Raw genomic sequence first — 20,547 nt, 5'->3', positions numbered from 1 at the left:
GAAGAATACTGCCGCGCGCGAATGACGTTGTGCGGCAGTATAAGCAGGTAATTTGCGAGGTTGGAGCCCCTGCGCCGGGGTTAGGGGCAGGCTAGGGGTTTCCGCGCATCGGGGCCGGGGCAACGATGGAACTCATTCGTGGCGAGCGTATTTCGTACTCGCCGGCTGGCGTGTGTTTGCCGTAAGTGGGAGACGGGCATGGCGACTGAAGAAAAACTTCGCACCTACCTCAAGCGGGCTGCCATCGACCTGCAAAGGACGCGGCAGCGCCTGCAGGAGGTGGAGGCGAGGGCGGGGGAACCGATCGCGATCATCGGCATGGCCTGCCGGTATCCCGGCGATGTCGCCTCGCCGGAGGATCTGTGGCGGATGGTGGCCGACGGTCGTGACGTCATCTCCGAATTCCCCTCCGACCGCGGCTGGGACACCGCGACGCTGCACCATCCCGACCCGGATCACGAGGGCACCTCCTACGTCCGCGAGGGCGGATTCATCAGTGGCGCAGCGGAGTTCGATGCCTCCTTCTTCGGTATCAGCCCGAAGGAGGCGCTGGCGATGGAGCCGCAGCAGCGCCATCTGCTCGAGGTGTCGTGGGAAGCGTTGGAGCGGGCCGGCATCGACCCGTCGACCCTGCGCGGGAGCCAGACCGGCGTCTTCGCGGGCATCATCGAGGTGCAGTACGGCCCCACCATCGCCGAGGACCGCAGTGGCTTGGCCGGGCTGCTGATGACCGGGCGCACCACCAGTGTGGCGTCGGGGCGGGTGGCGTATGTGCTCGGGCTGGAGGGCCCGGTGGTCTCGATCGATACCGCCTGCTCGTCGTCGCTGGTGGCCATGCACGACGCGGCCCGGTCGCTGCGGTTGGGGGAGTGCGGGCTGGCACTGGCCGGCGGGGTGACGGTGATGCCGACGCCCGAGGCGTTCATCGCCTTCTCCCGCCAGCGCGTGATCTCCCCGGACGCGCGCGCCAGGGCGTTCTCCGCCGCGGCCAACGGCACCGTCTGGTCGGAGGGCGTGGGGATGCTCGTGCTGGAGCGGCTCTCGGACGCCCGGCGCAACGGGCATCGCGTGCTGGCGGTGCTGCGCGGGTCGGCGGTGAACTCCGATGGCGCCTCCAACGGGCTGACCGCGCCGAACGGCCCCTCTCAGCGGCGGGTCATCGAGGCGGCGCTGGCCTCGGCACGCCTGGCGCCCACCGATGTGGACGTGGTCGAGGCGCACGGCACCGGAACCTCGCTGGGTGATCCGATCGAGGCGCAGGCGCTGCTGGCGACCTACGGTCAGGGGCGGCAGACCCCGCTGTGGCTGGGGTCGGTGAAGTCGAATATGGGTCACTCCAGCGCGGCGGCCGGCGTGGCCGGGGTCATCAAGATGGTGATGGCCATGCGCAACGGCACCGTGCCGCCGACCCTGCACGCGGACGAGCCGTCTCCGCATGTGGATTGGGAGGCCGGGGCGGTGACCCTGGTGACGAGCCCGCAGCCCTGGCCGGTCAACGGGCATCCTCGGCGGGCCGGTGTCTCCGCGTTCGGGATCAGCGGTACCAACGCCCACGTCGTGCTGGAGCAGGTCGAGGAATTCGAAACGCCCGAATCGGCCGAGCCGGAACCGACGGAATCGGTTGCGCCGCCCTATATTCCGTGGGTCATCTCGGGGGCCAGCGAGGACGCGCGGACAGCGCAGGCGCAGCGGCTGGAACAATACCTGGCCGCCACCCCCGACGCCGATGCCGTCGATGTCGGAGTGACGCTGGCCGCGGGCCGGGCGCGGCTGCCCTACCGGGCGGTGGCGCTGGGCGCGGATCGGGACGAACTGCACGGCGCGCTCGACGCTCTCGTTGCGGGTAGAGCGTCGGCGAACGTGGCTGTGGGACAGTCCGTTCCCGGTGCCATGACCGTCGTGCAATTCCCCGGTCAGGGTTCGCAGCGGGTCGGCATGGGACGTGCGCTGTACGAGCGCTATCCGGTGTACGCGAAGGCGTTCGACGAGGTGTGCGCCGAATTCGGCACGTCGTTCGATCCGCCGCTGCGGTCGGTGATCTTCGCCGAACCCGACACCAAAACCGCCCAGCTGCTCACCCAGACCTCGTATACCCAGGCCGCGCTGTTCTGCGTCGAGGTGGCCCTGTATCGGCTGCTCGAAACCTACGGCGTGCGCGCGGATCTGCTGATGGGCCATTCCATCGGCGAGCTCACCGCCGCCTACCTGGCAGGCGTGTGGTCGCTGTCGGACGCGGTGAAACTCGTTGCCGCACGAGGGCTGCTGATGCAGGCCCTGCCGGAGGGCGGGGCGATGCTGTCGGTGCCGCTGAGCGAGGACGAGGTGAAGCCGCTGCTGAACGGGTCGGGCCGGATCGCGATCGCGGCCGTGAACGGCCCTGCCGCGGTGGTTGTCTCGGGTGACGAGGACGCGGTGGACGAGGTGGCGCGGACGTTCGGGGAACGCGGGCATCGCACCCGGCGGCTCGAGGTCAGCCACGCTTTCCATTCCCCGCGTATGGAACCGATCCTGGCCGATTTCGCCGGTGTATGCGCGAGCCTCACCTATCGGCCGCCGACGGTGCCGATCGTGTCCAATGTGACCGGTGAACCGGTCGAGCCGGAGCAGCTGTGCGATCCGGACTACTGGGTGCGGCACGTGCGTGAGGCGGTTCGTTACTTCTCCGGCGTGCAGGCCGCGCGACGTTACGGTGCAACAGTTTTCATCGAGGCGGGGCCCGGCTCGACGCTGACGGCGCTGACCAACCAGGGTCTCGACGACGACCTGGACGCGGTCACCGCGGTAGCGATCCTGGATCCCAAACGGGACGAGCTACTGGCCCTGCATTCCGCGCTGGCGCGGGCTTTCGTCGCCGGGGCCGCTGTCGACTGGACCGCGGTCCTGGGCGGACGCACATCGCGCGTCGACCTGCCCACCTACGCCTTCCAGCACCGCAGGTTCTGGCTGAACAAGCCCGCCGGGTCCGGTGATCTGGGCGCGGTCGGGCTCGGTGCGACCGGACATCCGCTGGTGGCGGCCTCGGTGCCGCTGGCCGACGGTGCGGCGACGATCCTGACCGGGCGCCTGTCGGTGTCCGCGCAGCCCTGGCTGGCCGATCACGTGGTGGCGGGCCGGGTACTGGTGCCGGGTACGGCCTTCGTCGAAATCGCGCTGCACGCGGGTGATCTGGTGGGGCTGCCGCGCATCGCCGAGCTGGTGTTGCAGGCGCCGCTGGCGTTGACGGCCTCGGATGCGGTGGATCTGCAGGTGGTCGTCACCGCCGGACAGGACGAACGCGGCCTGGCGGTGTACTCGCGGCCGCACGGCGTGGACGCGGCCGGGTGGACCTGCCATGCGACGGGCACGCTGAGCTCACCCTCCCCGGCGGTCCCGTTCGCCGAGTCACAGGCATGGCCGCCCGCCGGTGCGATTGCCGTGGACGTAGCCGACGTCTATCCGTCCCTGGCCGAGGGTGGTTACGGCTACGGCCCGGCCTTCCGCGGGCTGACCACGATGTGGCGACGCGGCGACGACCTGTTCGCCGAGGTCGAGCTGCCCGAACAGATTCGCGGCGCGGCAGCGGAATTCGGCCTCCATCCGGCGCTGCTGGATGCCGCCCTGCACGCCATGGCCGCGGCGGCGATGAGCGACGGCGCCGAGACGGTGAAACTGCCGTTCGCGTGGGAGGGCGTGTCGCTGTACGCGGTCGGTGCGACCGCGCTGCGGGTCCGGCTGTCGCCCAATGGGAACGACCGCATCGCCATCACCGTGACCGATCCGTCGGGCGGTGTGGTCGCCGCGGTGGACGCCCTCTCGGTCCGGGAGATCAGCGCGGACCAGCTGACCGGGGGCGGACCCGGCGCCGAGGACCTGTACGCGCTCGGCTGGGTCGCGGTGACGCCGCCGCAGCCGGGCGGCGGGACCTGGGAAGACCTGGAAACCGGTGCGGTAGAGGGGCTCCCGGCGGAGAAGTACACCCACGAGGGTGGCGAGGTAATCGTGTTGCGGTGCGCGGGTGGCGAATCCGCCGACATCGCCGCACAGGCGGCCGCCACCGTCGGGCGCGTGCACGCGGCGATCCGTGCCCTCGTGACGGATCGGCGATTCGCCGCGGCGACCATCGCGGTCCTGACCAGCGGCGCCCTGGCGATCGACGGCGGCGAGGACGTCGCCGATCTGGTCACGGCGCCGATCTGGGGTCTGTTGCGCAGTGCCCAAGCGGAGAACCCGGAACGGCTCGTTCTGGTCGACACCGACGCTCCCGAGGACTACCGCAGCGCGATCGCCACGGCGGCGGCATTGGACGGCGAACCGCAGGTGGTGCTGCGCCGCGGCGCCGCGCATGTCCCCCGATTCACCCGCGCCGGAGCCGACACCGTGGGCGGGGTGGATCTGCTCGGGACACGGCCCTGGCGGCTCGGGTCGCTCGGCAAGGGCACGCTGGACGGCGACAATATCGTGCTCCGGCCGGACGACGCCGCCGCGGAGCCGCTGCGTCCCGGGCAGGTGCGAGTCCGCCTGCGCGCCACCGGTATGAACTTCCGTGACGTGCTGATCGTGCTGGGCATGTACCCCGACCCGAACGCGCCGATCGGCGGCGAGGGCGCGGGCGTGATCGTGGAAACAGCCTCGGACGTCACTGATTTCGCGCCCGGCGACCGGGTGATGGGCCTGTTCGAGGGCATCGGCGACACCGTCGTCTCGGATCGGTCCATGGTGGTGCCGATGCCACGGGGCTGGACCTTCGCGCAGGCCGCGGCCGTCCCGGCGGTCTTCGCCACCGCGTACTACGCACTGGTGGATCTGGCCGGGGTCACCGAGGGCGAGACGCTGCTCGTGCACGCCGCCACCGGAGGTGTCGGCATGGCGGCCGTGCAGCTCGCCCGGCATCTGGGTCTGGAGGTTTACGCCACGGCGAGCCTGCCGAAGTGGAATACGCTGCGCGCGATGGGATTCGACGACGATCACATCGCCAACTCGCGCACTCTCGATTTCGAGCAGCAGTTCCTGGAGGCCACCGAGGGGCGCGGCATGGATATCGTGCTGGACTCCCTCGCCGGCGAATTCGTCGACGCCTCACTGCGACTGCTGCCGCGCGGCGGCCGATTCATCGAGATGGGCCAGACCGACGTCCGGGAGACCGACGCGATCGCCGCCGAATACCCGGGTGTGCGGTATCGCGGCTTCGTGCTGATGGAGGCCGGGCCGCAGCGGTTGAACGAGATACTCGTCATCCTGTCCGATCTGTTCGAATCGGAGGTGTTGCGACCACTCCCGGTGACACCGTGGGATCTGCGCCGGACCCCGGAGGCGTTCCGGTATCTCAGTCAGGCGCGGCATATCGGCAAGAATGTGCTCACCGTGCCCACCGGGCTCGATCCGGCCGGGACGGTTCTGATCACTGGTGGTACCGGCGCACTGGGCGCGGCGGTGGCCGAACATCTGATCACCGGGCACGGCGTGCGAAATCTCCTGCTGCTCAGCCGCAGTGGGCGCGATGCCGCCGGAGCGGGCGAACTGGAGTCCAGGCTCACCGCGCTGGGCGCGCAGGTGGAGATCGCCGCCTGCGACAGCGCCGACGAGAAGGCCCTCGACGCGCTGCTCGAGACCATCCCGGCCGAGCATCCGCTGACCGCGGTCGTACACGCGGCCGGTCGCATCGACGACGCCCTGTTCACCGAGCTCACCTCCGAGCAACTCGACGGCGTCTTCGCCGCCAAGGCACGCTCGGCGTGGAACCTGCACCGGGCCACCGCGAATCGCGAGCTGGCGGCATTCGTGCTGTACTCCTCGGTCGCCGGCGTGCTCGGCGGCCCCGGACAGGCGAACTACGCGGCGGCCAACGTATTCCTGGACGCCCTCGCTGCCCACCGGCAGCGCCTGGGCCTGCCCGCGACGTCGGTCGCGTGGGGTATCTGGGAGCAGCCCAGCGGCATCACCGGCCATCTGGGCGAGCAGGACTTCGCCCGCATGCGCCGCGACGGACTGCTGCCCATCGCCACCGCCGACGGCCTGGCCATGTTCGACACCGCACTGAGTCTGGGCCAGGCGCTGACCGTGGCGGTCCGGCTGGACACCGCGGCCATTCGCGCGGCGGGAGCGCAGGATCCGCAGGTGTTGCCGCCGGCGCTGCGTGGCCTGCTGCGGGCAACCCGGCGCACCGCGGAGGCCGACTCCGGGGGCACATCGGCCAAATTGGCCGCGGCACTGGCCGGCCGGAGTCGTGCGGATCAGGAAACACTGGTTCTCAACACGATTCGCGCGAACGCGGCCGCGGTGCTCGGCCACGAGTCGCCCGACGCGATCGGCCCGGACCAGGCGTTCACCGATCTGGGCTTCGACTCCCTGGGCGCGGTCGAATTCCGCAACCGGCTCAAGACGGCCACCGGCCTGAAACTGACCACGACCGTGGTATTCGACTACCCGACCCCGATGGCACTGGCCCGGCACATCCGGGACGAGATCGTGCCCACCGAGGACCCGTCGACGGTGATCCGGGGCCAGATCCAGACCCTCGCCGACACCTGCGGTACCGCGCAACTGGACTCGAATGCGGTGGCGGATATCGCGGATCGGCTCGACGAGCTGCTGCGGCAGCTGCGCGGCGGTGAGCTGGCGGAGATGCTCGACAGCCTCGACACCGCCGACGACGACGAACTGTTCGAGTTCATCGACCAGCCGACCCCACCGACGCGTTGAGAGGGAGATCAGCAGTGGCTCTCAGACTTTCACTACTCAGCGGTGTCCTCGCCGCCGCCGCGCTGGCGGTAACCGCACTCGCGCCGGTGGCCGCCGGTGACGCGGACACCATGACCCCCGCCGTCGCACCGGCTACCGATCGTCCGTGCTCGGCGCACGAGCGGGCGACCGATCTGGCCGCCGACCAACAGCGGGTGCTCACCAGGCTGGGGCATCTGCGGATGCTGAACAATATGCAGGATGCGGTGCAACTGGCCGCCCTGGGCGCGTGGGGGCCCGACTCGCACGGCTGGGTGCAGTACCACCAGGTCGGTGTCGGCCTGCTCGACCTGAACAGTTCGACGCGGATCATCGCCCAGAACCTCACCGGGCTCACCGCGGGCAGCGTCGAGCAGGACACGGTCACCAGCGGCAGCCCGACGGGCCTGTTCTACGAGTCGCTGAATCCGAACGCGAATCACGGGGATCCGTACAGTACGGCCTTCCCGTACAAGCTGGTCGGATGGTTCTACAGCGGGGTGTACACCCCGGGGATCACCCCGGTCACCAATGGGCTGTGCATGTATCCCACCGACTGGGGATTCCACGAGAAGGGCGTGCACGCCTTCCCGAACTTCGACATGGTGATGCAGCCGCCCGCCGAACAGTGGCTGGGCCAGAGCCGGGGCAGCATTCCGGTCGCGATCCCGAATCCGCTCGGGATAGTGCATCCGCGCGCCTGGGATCTGCACATCTGGCTGGTGCCCGGTGGTAACACTCCGATCACCGGCGCACTGGACACCGCGCAGGAGGTTCCCGGTATCGACGGTGGCATCCCGGAATCGTTCCCGTATCCGAAGGGGCCCACCTCGATGGGCCCGAATCTGCCGGAGTACCACGGGAGATGAGCTCAGGTGACATGGAGACCACGGTGCTCGTCGTCGGCGCGGGCGGCTGCGGCCTGACGGCGTCGATCTTCCTGTCCACGTTGGGCATCGACCACCTGCTGATCGAGCAGCGACCCGAACCGGCGCGACTCCCCAAGGCGCACTACCTCAATCACCGCACCATGGAGATCTTTCGCCAGCACGGGATCGCCGAGGACTTCTACGCGGTCGGCGCACCGCTGGAGAAATTCGGCAAGGTGTGCTGGCAGACCACCCTCGCCGGGAAGGGGCCCTTCGACGGCCGGGTCCTGTACGAGATGGATGCCTTCGGCGGCGGTGAACTGCGGGAGAGCTGGTCGGTGGCCAGTCCGGTATCGGCGACGAATCTGCCGCAGATCCGGTCGGAGCCGTTGCTGCGCGGCATCGCCGAGCAGCGTGCCCCCGGACGCGTCCGCTATGGTCACGAACTGCTGGACTGGGTCGAGGAATCCGGCCATATCGTCGCGACGGTGCGAGATGCGCAGGGCGACACCACGACCGTGGCGGCCAAGTACCTCGTGGCCGCCGACGGCGGGCGCACCGTCGTGCCGAAGCTCGGTATACGCCTCGAGGGCTGGCCGAGCTTCCATCACGTCACCACCGTGCATTTCAGCGCGGATCTGTCGCGCTGGCAACGGGATGGCGCCCTGCTGACCTACTTCATCAACCCCAAGCGGCCCGAGCTGTCGGGATCGACGCTCGTCGAAATGGGGCCCACCTGGGGCAGATTCAGCGAGGAATGGGGTCTGCACTTCACCACGGGCCCCGACGATCCGGCTCGGACGCAGCGCGAGGCCGTCCTCGCCCGAATCCGGGACACCCTGGGCATCGAGGATCTGCGCATCCGGTTGCACAAGGTCAGCAACTGGTCCGTGGACGCGGTGAACGCACAGCATTACCGCTCGGGGCGCGTACTGCTGGCCGGGGATGCCGCGCACAAGATGCCGCCCGCCGCCGGACTGGGCCTGAACACCGCCGTGCAGGACGCGCACAACCTGGCCTGGAAGATCGCCGCGGTCGAATCCGGCTGGGCTGGAATGGATCTGCTGGACACCTACGAGCTGGAGCGCCGTCCGATCGGGCGGCGTCACCTGGACTGGGCGGTGGGCATCATCGCCAACGCGGAACTGGTCAGTGAGACGGCTATCGGGCTCACGCCGCAGGTGCCGACGTGGATGCGGCCCACTTTTTTCAGCAACTACTTCGCGGACTCCGCCCGCGGCCGTACCGCGCGGGCGCGGGCGGGCGAGGTGTTCGGTACACACCGAATCGACTGCCAGGCATTGGATATCGAACTGGGGGGAGTGTACGAGAAGGGGGCGCTCGTGCCCGACGGCACGAGCGCCCCCGAGCCGGAACCCATGGGGGACATCCACGTCCCGACGAGCCGACCCGGTCACCGCCTGCCGCACGTGTGGGTCGAGCAGGATGGTACTCGCCGGTCGACGCTGGATCTCGTGTCACCGCACGGCTTCACCGTGATCCACGGACCCGGCGGCGCGGCGTGGGCCGGCGCCGCGAGGCGAGCGGCCGACCGAATCGGAGTGCCGCTCACCGTGACGAGTCCCACCACCGAAACCTCGGGTGCGGGCTGGGCACATCGTCTCGGGATCGGCGACGAGGGAGTGCTACTCGTGCGACCCGATCAGTACGTCGCCTGGCGCCACACCGGCGCACCGGCCGATCCCGAGGCGGAGCTGGCTCGGGTGCTCGATCGAATTACCTTTCGCTGAACCAGAATTGGAGTGATAACCGTGGCGGAAAACACCTACGACACGATCGTCATCGGCGGTGGTCCCGGTGGCTGCGCGTACGCGCTGACCATGCGGCGGCGCGGCTACCGCGTGCTGCTGCTGGAGAAGGTGACCTTCCCGCGTTTCCACATCGGCGAGTCGTTCCTGCCCTACACGGTGGAGCTGATCGACCAGCTGGGCCTGCTGGACGCCGTCATGGCCAAGCCGTATGCCTACAAGCCCGGCGTGGAACTCACCGGAATCGCCGGGAACATGCGGCGCATCGACTTCGGGCAGATCGGTGACGGCCGGCGCACCTGGTCCATTCAGGTCGAACGTGCCGAATTCGACAAGACGCTGCTCGACGAGACGGCCGCGGCCGGTGTGACGGTCCTGCAGGAAGCGACCGTCACCGAGGTCGAGGTGACCGACGGCCGGGTCACCGGCGTCACCTACACCTACGAGGACGAAACCCACCACGCCACCGCGCAGTACATCGCCGACGCGTCCGGGCGGGCGGGAGTCATCCCCAAGAAGTTCGGCCTGCGGATCGCCGACGACAAATTGCGCATGGCGGCGGTGTTCAAGCACTACGGCGACCTGGACGAGAGCATGAATCCCGGTGTGGAGGGCGACACCCAGCTGGGCATCCATCAGGACGGCTGGGTGTGGGGAATCCCCTTGCGATCCGACGCCATCAGCATCGGCGCGGTGGCGCGCATGTCCATCCTGCAATCCGGGCGTCCCGAGGATGTGTTCGACGAGCATCTGGCCCGCATCCCGCGCATCGGACAGCGGCTGCGCGGGGCGACCGTGCTGCGAGAGCTCAAGGGCGAGCGCAACTTCGAATATCACTCCGACACCCTGTCCGGCCCGGGCTATCTCCTGATCGGCGACGCGGGCAGCTTCACCGACCCGGTCTTCTCCGGCGGTGTCACACTGGCGCTGGCCACCGGTCGCAAGGCGGCCGAACTCGTGGCGGATCGGTTGGACGGCGAGCTATCCGAGGCCGAGGTCACGAGCGTCTACGACGCGTTCTTCAAGACCGGATACGAGACCTACTACCGGTTGATCCGCGCTGTGTACGACGAGCGACAGCCGGTGATGGGTCAGGTCATTCTGGACATGGCCGCCGATATGGATCCGAAATGGCATGTGCGACTGGTCAGCGGTGACTTCTGGACGGGGCAGAGCCCGCTGGTCAACCTGCTGCGGGAGGAGCAGGACTGGGCGTTGTTCTCGCCCTTCGAGCTGCTGACCGAGTGCCCGCTGTATCCGGAAGGCGCTGTGGCGTAGTCCGATTCATCTCCGGGGAGTGGTCCGATGCCGTCGTCTCTCGATCTCACCGTCCATTTCTGGTTGCAGATGGCCGTGATTCTGGCCGTCTACCGACTGCTGTGGTTGTTGTTCGCACGCCTCGCGCAGGTACAGGTGGTCGCGATCATGGCGGCCGGATTCCTGCTCGGCCCCTCGGTGCTGGGCGCCCTCTGGCCGCAGGCACAGCGGTGGCTGTTCCCGACGACGCTGATGATCGGCGGTCACAGCATCCCGCACCCCTCGCTCACGGTGATCTACGTCGTGGGCCAGCTGGGCCTGGTGTTGTACATGTTCCTGGTCGGCGCCTCCTTCCGCACCGAGATACTCACCGAGCATCTGCGGGCGGCGGGAGCGACCTCGGTGTCGGGCGTCGCCGTACCGCTGATTCTGGGCGGCGCGACCGGCGCGGTGCTGGCCACGCAGGGCCACTATTTCACCAGTGAGATGAGCGCCTGGCAGGCCGGGCTGTTCCTGGCGGCGGCGGTGTCGATCACGGCATTTCCGGTGCTGGCGTGGATCATTCACGATTCCGGACTGGACAACACCCGCCTGGGGACGATGGCATTGTCCCTGGCGGCGTTCGACGACGCGCTGTCCGGAATCTTGCTGGTCGCCGTGGTCGCCAGTACGAAGGGCAGCGTGACCGGCCTGGTGGTGGCGGTTGTCGGCGGCGCGGGGTTCATGGCGTTCATGCTGCTGATCGGCCGGCCGCTGCTGCGGCTGCTGGACGGCTGGGCCGAGCGCGAGCAGCGGGCCGACGGCGCGGACAAGCTGCCGGTCGGTCCCCTGACCGTCATTCTGATGGTCGTGCTGCTGTGCTCGTGGTTCACCGACTTCGTCGGTGTGCTGTCGGTGGTGGGCGCGTTCGTCGCCGGAATGGTCATGCCGCGCGGCCGGATGCTGGACACCGTCTGCGAACGGATCGAGCCGATCGTGTCGTATCTGCTGCTCCCGGCGTATTTCGTCTACTCCGGATTGAATACGAAGCTGAGCGTGATCATGCATCCGGCGGTGCTGATCGGCGGGGCGATCGTGCTGGCGGTGTCGTTCGCGGGGAAGTTCGGCGCGGTGACGCTCGCCGCACGCTGGCAGGGGATGACCTGGCGGGAATCGGGCTCGATGGGCGCGCTGGCCAATGCGCGCGGGCTCATGGAGTTGGTGCTGGTCAACATCGGGCTCACCGCCAACCTGATAACGCCCGAGTTGTACACGATCCTGGTGCTCATGACGATGGTGACCACCCTGATGGCCACCCCGATCTTCCGGATATTCGAACGAAATGCCTGGAAGAACGGGCTGGTATTCAGTGCGACCGGTGAAACTGTGGTTCCCGCAACCGAACCCGTAATGGAGTAGGCCGGCCAGGCCGCCACGCCGGCCCCCTGTGCACAGGGGGCCGGCGTTCTTCGAGTTCTCTGATAGGGCGCCGGATATCTCCAGCGGGGCGGGCCGACGGGTATATGAAATCCTGTGCGCTGCACCGTACTTCACGGCTTCGGGGTTGGACCGCGGGGGTAGGGGGCGTTAGGGGTTTCCGCCCCGTTCGGGTGAGACGACAGTGGAATCATGCGTTCCGCACCGGCTCCCGAGACCCGTAGACACGGACTCGCGCGGCGGCGACCGCGCCTGGGCCACATAGACTTTCTCAATTGGCTGCCCATTCTGTGGGGCTTGGCGCGCACCGGCGGTCTGATAGAAGTGGACCTGGTCCGCGACACCCCCGATCGTCTCAACGACGCCCTGGCCGCCGGCACGCTCGACATGGGGCCGATCAGCCTCGTCGAATTCCTCAGCCATGCCGACGATCTGGTGATGCTGCCGGATCTGGCGATCGGCTGCGACGGTCCGGTGATGTCCTGCCTGATCGTCAGCAAGCTGCCGCTGGACAGACTCGACGGGGTGCCGGTGGCGCTGAGTTCCCAGAGCCGCACCTCCGTCCGGTTGGCCCAACTCCTGCTGAGCGAATACATCGGCGTGCGGCCGCGGTTCTTCGACAGCCCGCCGGACCCGGTCGCGATGTTCTCCCGCGCGCCCGCCGCCGTGCTCATCGGCGACGCGGCGCTGCGCACCGCGCTGTTCGAGGCTCCCGTCCGCGGTCTGGTCGTCCACGATCTGGGCCAGATGTGGCGGGAGTGGACCGGGCTGCCGTTCGTCTTCGCGGTCTTGGCGGCGCGGCGCGAATTCCTCGCGCGGGAACCGGATACGGTGCGCCGGGTGCACGCCGACCTGCTGGCCGCGCGCGATCTGGCCTTCGTCGAGATGGACGAGCTGTGCGAGCGCACCGCCCGCTGGGAGGCGTTCGACGCCCCGACGCTGCGCCGATACTACACCGAGGCGCTGGACTTCCGGCTCGGACCGCGGCAGCGAGCGGGCATCGCCGAATTCGCCGCGCGCACCGGGTACGAGGTGACAATTCCTGCGGCACAGCAGGATTGGCTATAAAAATATGGGGAGACAGCGATGGTACTTCCGGTCGATCTGAGTCCCGCCACGCGCGTCGACACACTCGCCCGATATCTCGGGCGACGGGTGGCGGTGATCTACGAGGGCGGCACCTACAGCTATCCGGTCCTGGCCGGATACGCCCGGCGCCTGGCGGCGGTCCTGGCCGAAGGCGGTGTACGTCCCGGAGATCGGGTGTTGTACCTGGGCGGCAACAGTGTCACATTCCTGACCACCTTCCTCGCCGCAGTCTGGCTGAAAGCCGTTTTCGTGCCGGTCAATTCGCGGCTGACCGCACCCGAGATCGGTACCATCCTGGACGACTGCGCACCGCATACGCTGGTCGTGGAACCGGGCCACCGCGGGATCGCCGAGGCCGCCGCCGGATCCCGGGATGCGCGAATGCTGCTGGTACCCGGCGACCCCGGCGTGCACGTGGCCGAGATACCGCCCGCTCCCTGGGAATTGCTCTCCGATTCGCTGGACAGCATCGGCCCGGAACCACTTCCGTGCGACCAGGACACCCCGGCCATGCTGGCCTACACCTCGGGCACGACCGGACGACCCAAGGGCGTCGAACTCACCCACGGCAACCTCTGGTGGAACGGCGCCAATATGGACCCGGTCGCGCCGGTGCTGCCGGGCGACATCACCCTCGTGGTCGCGCCCCTGTTCCACACCGCGCCGTTCGGCTGCTTCACACTGCGCACCCTGATGCGCGCGGGCACGGTCGTGCTGCGCCGTGAGTTCGAGGCGGCACGCATGCTGGCCGACCTGGTCACCTACCGGGTGAGCACGGTATTCGCGGTCCCGGCCATGTTCGCCGCGGTCGCCGCCGAGGCCGGGTTCCCCGACGCGGACCTGACGGCGCTGCGCACCGCGGTCACCGCCGGCGCACCCGCCCCGGCGCCGCTGATCGACGAATACCTGCTTCGCGGCATCGCCTTGCAGCAGGCGTACGGACTCACCGAAACCCTGTTCGTCAGCTGCTTGCCGGTCGAGCATCCCGACGCCGACACCAGCAGCGCGGGACTCGCCCTGCCCTACAGCGACATTCGAATCGTGGACCCCATCGGCGGTACCCAGGTCGAACACGGGGAGCGGGGTGAAGTGTGGGTCCGGGCGCCGACGACGAGCCCCGGATACCGCGAAAATCCCGAGGCGACCGCGGCGGCGTTCATCGACGGTTGGTTCCGCACCGGCGATATCGGATATCTGGATCGGCGCGGCTATCTGTACCTCGTCGACCGGCTCAAGGACATGATCATCGTCGGCGGGGACAACGTGTATTCCGCCGAGGTCGAACAGGTGCTGGCCCGCTATCCCGGCATGACGGACGTCGCCGTGGTCGGCGCGCCGGATCCGCACGAGGGCGAATGCGTCGTCGCGGTCGTGCGTGGCCGGGAGGGGCCGGGACCGTCGCTCGGGCAGCTGCGCCGGTTCGCCGAGGGTGATCTGGCCCGCTACAAGCTCCCGACCCGGGTAGTGCACGCCGAGCAGATTCCGCGCAATGCCATGGGCAAGATCGACAAGGTCGCCATCCGGGCGGCGCTGATCGCGGGGGACGACAGCGTCTTCGCCCGGACCGAAGCCGAATCCCCGGCCGCCGCGGTCGATTCCACCGCACCGCCGGCCTCGTCCACGCCGATCTGGCTGCGCACACTGGGGTCGCTGTCCCCGGACGAACAGTTCCGGATCGTCTTCGATGCGGTCAGCGAGGCGGTGGGGTGGACCATCCGCGCCGCGCCTCGCACCATCGACCCGGGCGATCGGCTGCAGGACATCGGCCTGAGCTCGCTGGCGGCGGTGGAACTGGCCCGCCGTCTCAATGCCACCTTCACCCTCGACCTGCCCAGTACGGCGCTGTTCGACCACCAGACGGTCGGCGAACTGGCCGACGATCTGCGCGAGCGGATGGTCAGCCGCACCGCCCGTCCGACGGTGCTCGAGCGCCTGGCCGAATTCGAGCAGGAGCTGGCGAACTCGCCGACGGTCGATCCGTCGGTCCGGGCGGAGTTGCGGACCCGGCTGCGCACCTCACTGCACCGCTTGACCACGGCCGCGGCGGATGCCCCGCGCGCCACCGACCTCGCCACCGCGACCGACTCCGCATTGTTCGCCCTGCTCGACACCGAGCTCGGAAAGGGACAAGACCATGACCGATGAGGCCACGCTGCGCCGCTACCTCGAGCGCGCCACCACTGCCCTGCTCGAGACCCGGGCGCAGCTGAACCACCTGGAGAGATCACTGCACGAGCCGATCGCGGTGGTCGGCATCGGCTGTCGCTATCCGGGCGGCGTCACCGACCCGCAGGGCCTGTGGGACCTGGTGGAACACGGCCGCGAGGCGGTGACGCCGTTTCCGGCCGATCGCGGCTGGGCGCTGGATCGGCTGCTCGGCGGAGATCCGGACCGACCGGGTTCCACCTATGCCGAGGCGGGCGGATTCCTGGACGCACCCTTCGATTTCGACGCCGATTTCTTCGGCATCTCACCACGTGAGGCCCTCGCGACCGATCCGCAGCAGCGGTTACTGCTCGAGGTGACCTGGGAGGCGCTGGAGCGGGCCGGGATCGATCCGAATTCCCTGCGCGGCAGCGACTGCGGCGTTTTCGTCGGCGCGATGTATCACGACTACGCCACCCGTCTGCGTGACGTGCCGGGCGAATTGGAGGCCCAGCTGGGCACCGGCGGCGCGGCCGGGGTCATCTCGGGCAGGCTGTCCTATACCTTCGGTTTCACCGGGCCCACCGTGACGGTCGATACCGCCTGCTCGTCCTCGCTCGTGGCGCTGCACCAGGCGATCGGCGCGCTGCGGGGCGGCGAGTGCTCGATGGCGGTGGCCGGCGGGGTCACGGTCATGGCGACACCGGCGAGCTTCATCGAATTCAGCCGTCAGCGTGGTCTGGCCCGGGACGGCCGCTGCAAGGCGTACGCGGCCGCGGCCGACGGCACCGGATTCGGCGAGGGCGTGGGAATCCTCGCTCTGGAACGACTTTCGGACGCACAGCGGCAGGGACATCGAATCTGGGCGGTGCTGCGCGGCGCGGCGGTGAATTCCGACGGCGCGTCCACCAGCCTGACCGTGCCCAACGCGGCGGCTCAGCAGCGGGTGATCGGCCAGGCGCTGGCCGCGGCCGGTCTGCGGCCCGGGGAGATCGACGTGGTCGAGGGCCACGGCACCGGCACCACCCTCGGCGATCCGATCGAGGCACGGGCCCTGCTCGAGGTGTTCGGCGACCGGGACGGTGAGCCGCTGTGGCTGGGTTCGGTGAAATCCAATCTGGGGCATACCCAGGCGGCCGCCGGGGTCGCGGGCGTGATCAAGATGATCATGGCGATGCGCGCCGGGGTGGTGCCGCCGAGCCTTCATCTCGACCGCCCGACACCACATGTGGACTGGTCGGCGGGCGCGGTGCGGCCGGTCACCGCCGCCCGGCCCTGGCCCGACACCGGGCGGCCGCGCCGCGCGGGGGTGTCCTCGTTCGGTGTGAGCGGCACCAACGCCCATCTGATCGTGGAGCAGGCGCCCGAATCCGAGCCGTCCCCCGATTCTTCGGCGCCACAGGCGTTGTCACCGTTCACCACGTGGGCGCTGTCGGCTCGCACCGAGTCCGGGCTCGCCGGGCAGGCGTCGGTTCTGGCCGCGCATGTGCGGGCGAACCCGGATCTGCCGCCGGCATCGATCAGCCGGGCGCTGGTCGCGACCCGAACCCGATTCGCCCACCGCGCCGTCGTTTTCGGACACGATCGCGGTGAACTGCTGGCGGCGTTGGACTCTCTCGCCGCGGGCGGCCGGTCGTCGGCGATCGTCACCGGGACACCCGTCGGCGCGGCCACCGCGATGATGTTCCCCGGCCAGGGGGCACAGCGGCTGGCGATGGGCCGCGAACTGTATGCCACACACCGGGTTTACGCCGAGGCGTTCGACCAGATCTGCGCCGCCTTCGCCACCCGGCTGGAGGTTCCGCTGGCCGAGGTGGTGTTCGCCGAGCCCGGCACCGCGCATGCGGATCACCTCGCGCGCACCAGTTTCACCCAGGCCGCGCTGTTCGCGGTGGAGGTCGCGCTCTACCGGGTGGCCGAATCCTTCGGGCTGCGACCGGATTTCCTGATCGGGCACTCCATCGGTGAGCTCGCCGCCGCCTATCTGGCGGGGGTGTGGATCCTCGAGGACGCGGTGACGGTGGTCGCCGCGCGCGGCCGCCTGATGGACAGGCTGCCCGGCCGCGGCGCGATGGTCGCGGTCGCCGCCGGTGAGCACAAGGTGGCTCCGCTGCTGGTCGGACGCGAACACATGGTGTCGGTGGCCGCGATCAACGGGGACGCCGCGGTCGTGCTCTCCGGTACCGACACGGCCGTCGGCGAGATCGCGGCGACGCTGGAAACGCTGGGGCGGCGCACTTCTCGGCTCCGCGTGGCGCACGCGTTCCATTCCCCGCTGATGGATCCGATGCTGGAGGAATTCGCCCGGGTCTGCGACAGCGTCGAATACCACGAGCCCACCGTGCCGATCGTCTCCAACCTCACCGGGGCCCTTGCCGATCCGGCGCGGCTGCGCGATCCGCGCTACTGGGTCGAGCAGGTGCGCAACCCGGTCCGTTTCTTCGACGGACTGCGCGCGCTGCGCGCGGAGCACGGGGTGGGCGTCTTCGTCGAATGCGGACCGGGCAGTACACTCACCGCCCTGGCACGGGAGGCATTCGGCGCCGACCAGGTCGCGGTCACACCCCTGCTGCCCGGGCGTCAGGCCGAATCCGTCGCGGTGCTCTCGGGTCTGGCCGCGGCGGATATCGCCGGGACGCCGATCCGGTGGCATCCCGATGTCCGTCCGGTCGCCGAGCAGGCCGAGTTGCCGACCTACGCGTTCCAGCGCCGCCGCTACTGGCTCGACGCGGGCCGGGAGGTCGACACCGACCGGGAACTCGTGGAGCATCCGCTGCTGGACCGGGCGCTCCCCCTGGCCGACGGTGGAATCCTGTTCTCCGGCAAGCTGTCCCGGGATACGCACGGGTGGCTGACCGATCACGCCATTCACGACACCGCTCTGGTCCCGGCGACCGCGTTCCTGGAGATGACCCTGCTGGCAGCCGAACGCGTGGGTTCGAACCACATCGACGAGCTCACCCTGCTCGCCCCGCTACCCCTGCCCGAGAGCGCCCGGGTCGAGATCCAGACCGCGCTCGGTGCGGCGGACGACGAGGGCATGCGCATCGTGACCATCCACGCCCGCGTCGCACCGCACGGCGAATGGACCCTGCACGCGCAGGCATCCCTGTCGTCGCGGCGCGGCGCGTCCCCGCTCGTCCCGGTGCACAACTGGCCGCCCGACAACGCGACCGAGGTCGACCTCGAGCACCGCTACCGCGAATTGGCCGCCGCCGGTTACCGATACGGCCCGGCATTCCGCGGCGCCCGCCGGATCTACCTGCGCGACGAGGAGATCTTCAGCGTCGTGAGCACACCCGGCGGGATCGATCCGGGCGGATATCGGATCCATCCGGCCGTCCTGGACGCCGCGTTGCATCCGCTCGCCTCGACCACCGGACCGACCCGGCTTCCGTTCTCCTGGCGCGGCATCACCGCGCACGGACCCGCAGGCGGAGAACTGCGGGTCCGCCTGTCGCTCACCGGTATCGACGCGGCGACCCTCGAAATAGTCGATGCGGCGGGCCGTCCCGTGCTGTCGGTCGACGAGCTGGTCCTGCGACCGATCGATACCGCGGCCTTCGCCTCCGGCTCGGGGGACGACCGCTACCGGCTGGACTGGGTGCTGCCGGGCTCGCGCGGGACGAGTCTGCACCACCCGACGCCGCGGTGGTTCGATGTCGGCGAGCACGATCCGACGCCGGCGGGAGTACGCGCCGCGATCGAGGTGACGCTGCGGCGGATGCGGGCCTGGCTGGCCGACGAGGACTCCGGCGTGCTGGGCATCCGTACCCGGGGCGCGGTCGCGGTGGACGGCCAGAGCGTCACCGATCCGGCGGGCGCCGCGGTCTGGGGTCTGGTGCGTTCGGCCCAGACGGAGCATCCGGAACGGTTCCTCCTGCTGGACACCGACGACAGCCCGATCGGCCCGCTCCCCGCCGACGAGCCCCAGATCGCCGCGCGCGCGGGCGAATTGCGGGTGCCCCGGTTGACCGGGACGGCGGCGCAACCGACCGGAGCGCCATGGCCCACCGAGGGCACCGTGCTGATCACCGGTGCGGGCGGCGCACTCGGCGGGCTGGTCGCGCGGCATCTCGTGGCGCGACACGGTGTGCGGCGGCTGCTGCTGCTCGGTCGCGGGCCGATCGATGCCGACGGCCTCGACGCCGATGTGTCCATCGTGCAATGCGATGTGGCAGATCGTGATTCGCTGTCCCGGGCGCTGGATTCCATCCCGGCCGCGCATCCGCTCACCGCGGTGGTGCACGCCGCCGGTATCGCGGACGACGGGCTGCTGGAAAACCTCACCCCGGAACAGTTCGAGCGCGTGCTGCGCCCGAAGGTGGACGGCGCGTGGAATCTGCACGAACTCACCCGTGATCTTCCGTTGTCGGCGTTCGTACTGTTCTCCTCGGTGGCGGGGATTCTGGGTGCGGCCGGTCAGGCCAATTACGCGGCGGCGAACGCCTATCTGGACGCGCTGGCCCGAATCCGGAATACGCAGGGGCTGCCCGCGACCGCGACGGCCTGGGGGCTGTGGGCGCGGCGCTCCGGTGTCTCCGCACATCTGACCGAGGCCGACTACTCGCGCCTGACCCGCGGCGGCCTGCTCGCGCTGACCGATGCCGACGGTCTGGAACTGCTCGATATCGCCTGCGCGGCAGCAGATCCGGCACCGGTACTGATCGCACTGGATCGCACCGCGATAGATCCCGACGCCGCGCCGCCCCCGCTGCGCGCCCTGGCCCGGCCGCGGCGGATCCCCGTGCCGCACATCAGGCACGAGCCCGCGGTACTGTCCCTGCCTGCCCGCTTCGCCGCGCTCGACGCCGCCGGGCGCCGCGACCTCATCCACGATCTGGTGCATGAACTGGCCGCGGCCGTGCTCGGGCATACCGACGAGATGGCCACCGTCAACCGCACATTCGCCGAACTGGGCTTCGATTCGCTGACCGGTATGGAACTGCGCACCCGGCTGGCGGCCGCCACCGGGCTGCGCCTGCCCGCGACGCTGGTGTTCGACCATCCGACGCCGGACGCCCTGGCCGCCCACCTGCACGCCCGCCTGCTGGCGGACGACGCCGCCGATCCGGCGAACGGCCATGTGGTCGACGGGGATCGACTCGAGGACGCGGACGGCGAGATTCACGCGATGGACGCCGCGGCGCTCATTCGCCTGGCGCACAGCGGCGCCGAATCCCTGGACGGCCCGGCGGATTACGATCTCGACGACTTCTGGACCGACGGACACGACGTCTTCGGCGGACAGGACGCGCAGTGACCGAGCGGAGCGAGGGAACCGTAGGTACCGGCTCCTCGGGGCA

8 protein-coding genes are annotated in these 20,547 nt (G+C 69.6%); all 8 read left to right on the top strand.

Features of this window, described 5'->3' with window-relative positions:
- Positions 1-198: 198 nt before the first annotated feature.
- The 8 genes from JZ791_RS23210 (at position 199) to JZ791_RS23175 (ending at position 20,504) form a co-directional block, all read left to right on the top strand.
- Complete coding sequence (locus JZ791_RS23210; RefSeq protein WP_216897311.1) at positions 199-6,678, top strand: type I polyketide synthase; 6,480 nt, start codon at positions 199-201, stop codon at positions 6,676-6,678.
- A 14-nt stretch (positions 6,679-6,692) separates the two neighbouring features.
- Positions 6,693-7,565 carry a hypothetical protein gene (locus tag JZ791_RS23205; protein WP_216897310.1) on the top strand — a complete coding sequence of 291 codons (873 nt, stop codon included), beginning with the start codon at positions 6,693-6,695 and terminating at the stop codon, positions 7,563-7,565.
- Positions 7,562-9,316, top strand: coding sequence for an FAD-dependent monooxygenase (locus tag JZ791_RS23200; protein ID WP_254206174.1), 1,755 nt, complete (start codon positions 7,562-7,564; stop codon positions 9,314-9,316). Before JZ791_RS23205 ends, JZ791_RS23200 begins: the two co-directional genes overlap by 4 nt.
- Positions 9,317-9,337: 21 nt before the next feature.
- A complete protein-coding gene (locus JZ791_RS23195) occupies positions 9,338-10,612 on the top strand; it encodes an NAD(P)/FAD-dependent oxidoreductase (RefSeq protein WP_216897309.1) in 1,275 nt (424 codons plus the stop codon).
- Positions 10,613-10,639: 27 nt separating this feature from the next.
- Positions 10,640-11,989 (top strand): cation:proton antiporter, encoded by a 1,350-nt coding sequence (locus JZ791_RS23190; RefSeq protein WP_216897308.1) that lies wholly within the window; start codon positions 10,640-10,642, stop codon positions 11,987-11,989.
- Between the two features lie 210 nt (positions 11,990-12,199).
- Positions 12,200-13,075 carry a menaquinone biosynthetic enzyme MqnA/MqnD family protein gene (locus JZ791_RS23185; RefSeq protein WP_216897307.1) on the top strand — a complete coding sequence of 292 codons (876 nt, stop codon included), beginning with the start codon at positions 12,200-12,202 and terminating at the stop codon, positions 13,073-13,075.
- Between the two features lie 18 nt (positions 13,076-13,093).
- Complete coding sequence (locus JZ791_RS23180; protein WP_216897306.1) at positions 13,094-15,241, top strand: AMP-binding protein; 2,148 nt, start codon at positions 13,094-13,096, stop codon at positions 15,239-15,241.
- Complete coding sequence (locus tag JZ791_RS23175) at positions 15,231-20,504, top strand: type I polyketide synthase (protein ID WP_216897305.1); 5,274 nt, start codon at positions 15,231-15,233, stop codon at positions 20,502-20,504. The genes JZ791_RS23180 and JZ791_RS23175 overlap by 11 nt, the downstream gene beginning before the upstream one ends.
- Positions 20,505-20,547: the final 43 nt, after the last annotated feature.

It is taken from the genome of Nocardia alni, from assembly GCF_019038435.1.
GTDB lineage: Bacteria > Actinomycetota > Actinomycetes > Mycobacteriales > Mycobacteriaceae > Nocardia > Nocardia alni.
Note: the sequence above shows the minus strand (reverse complement) of the source record. Positions and strands in the feature narration are given on the sequence as shown.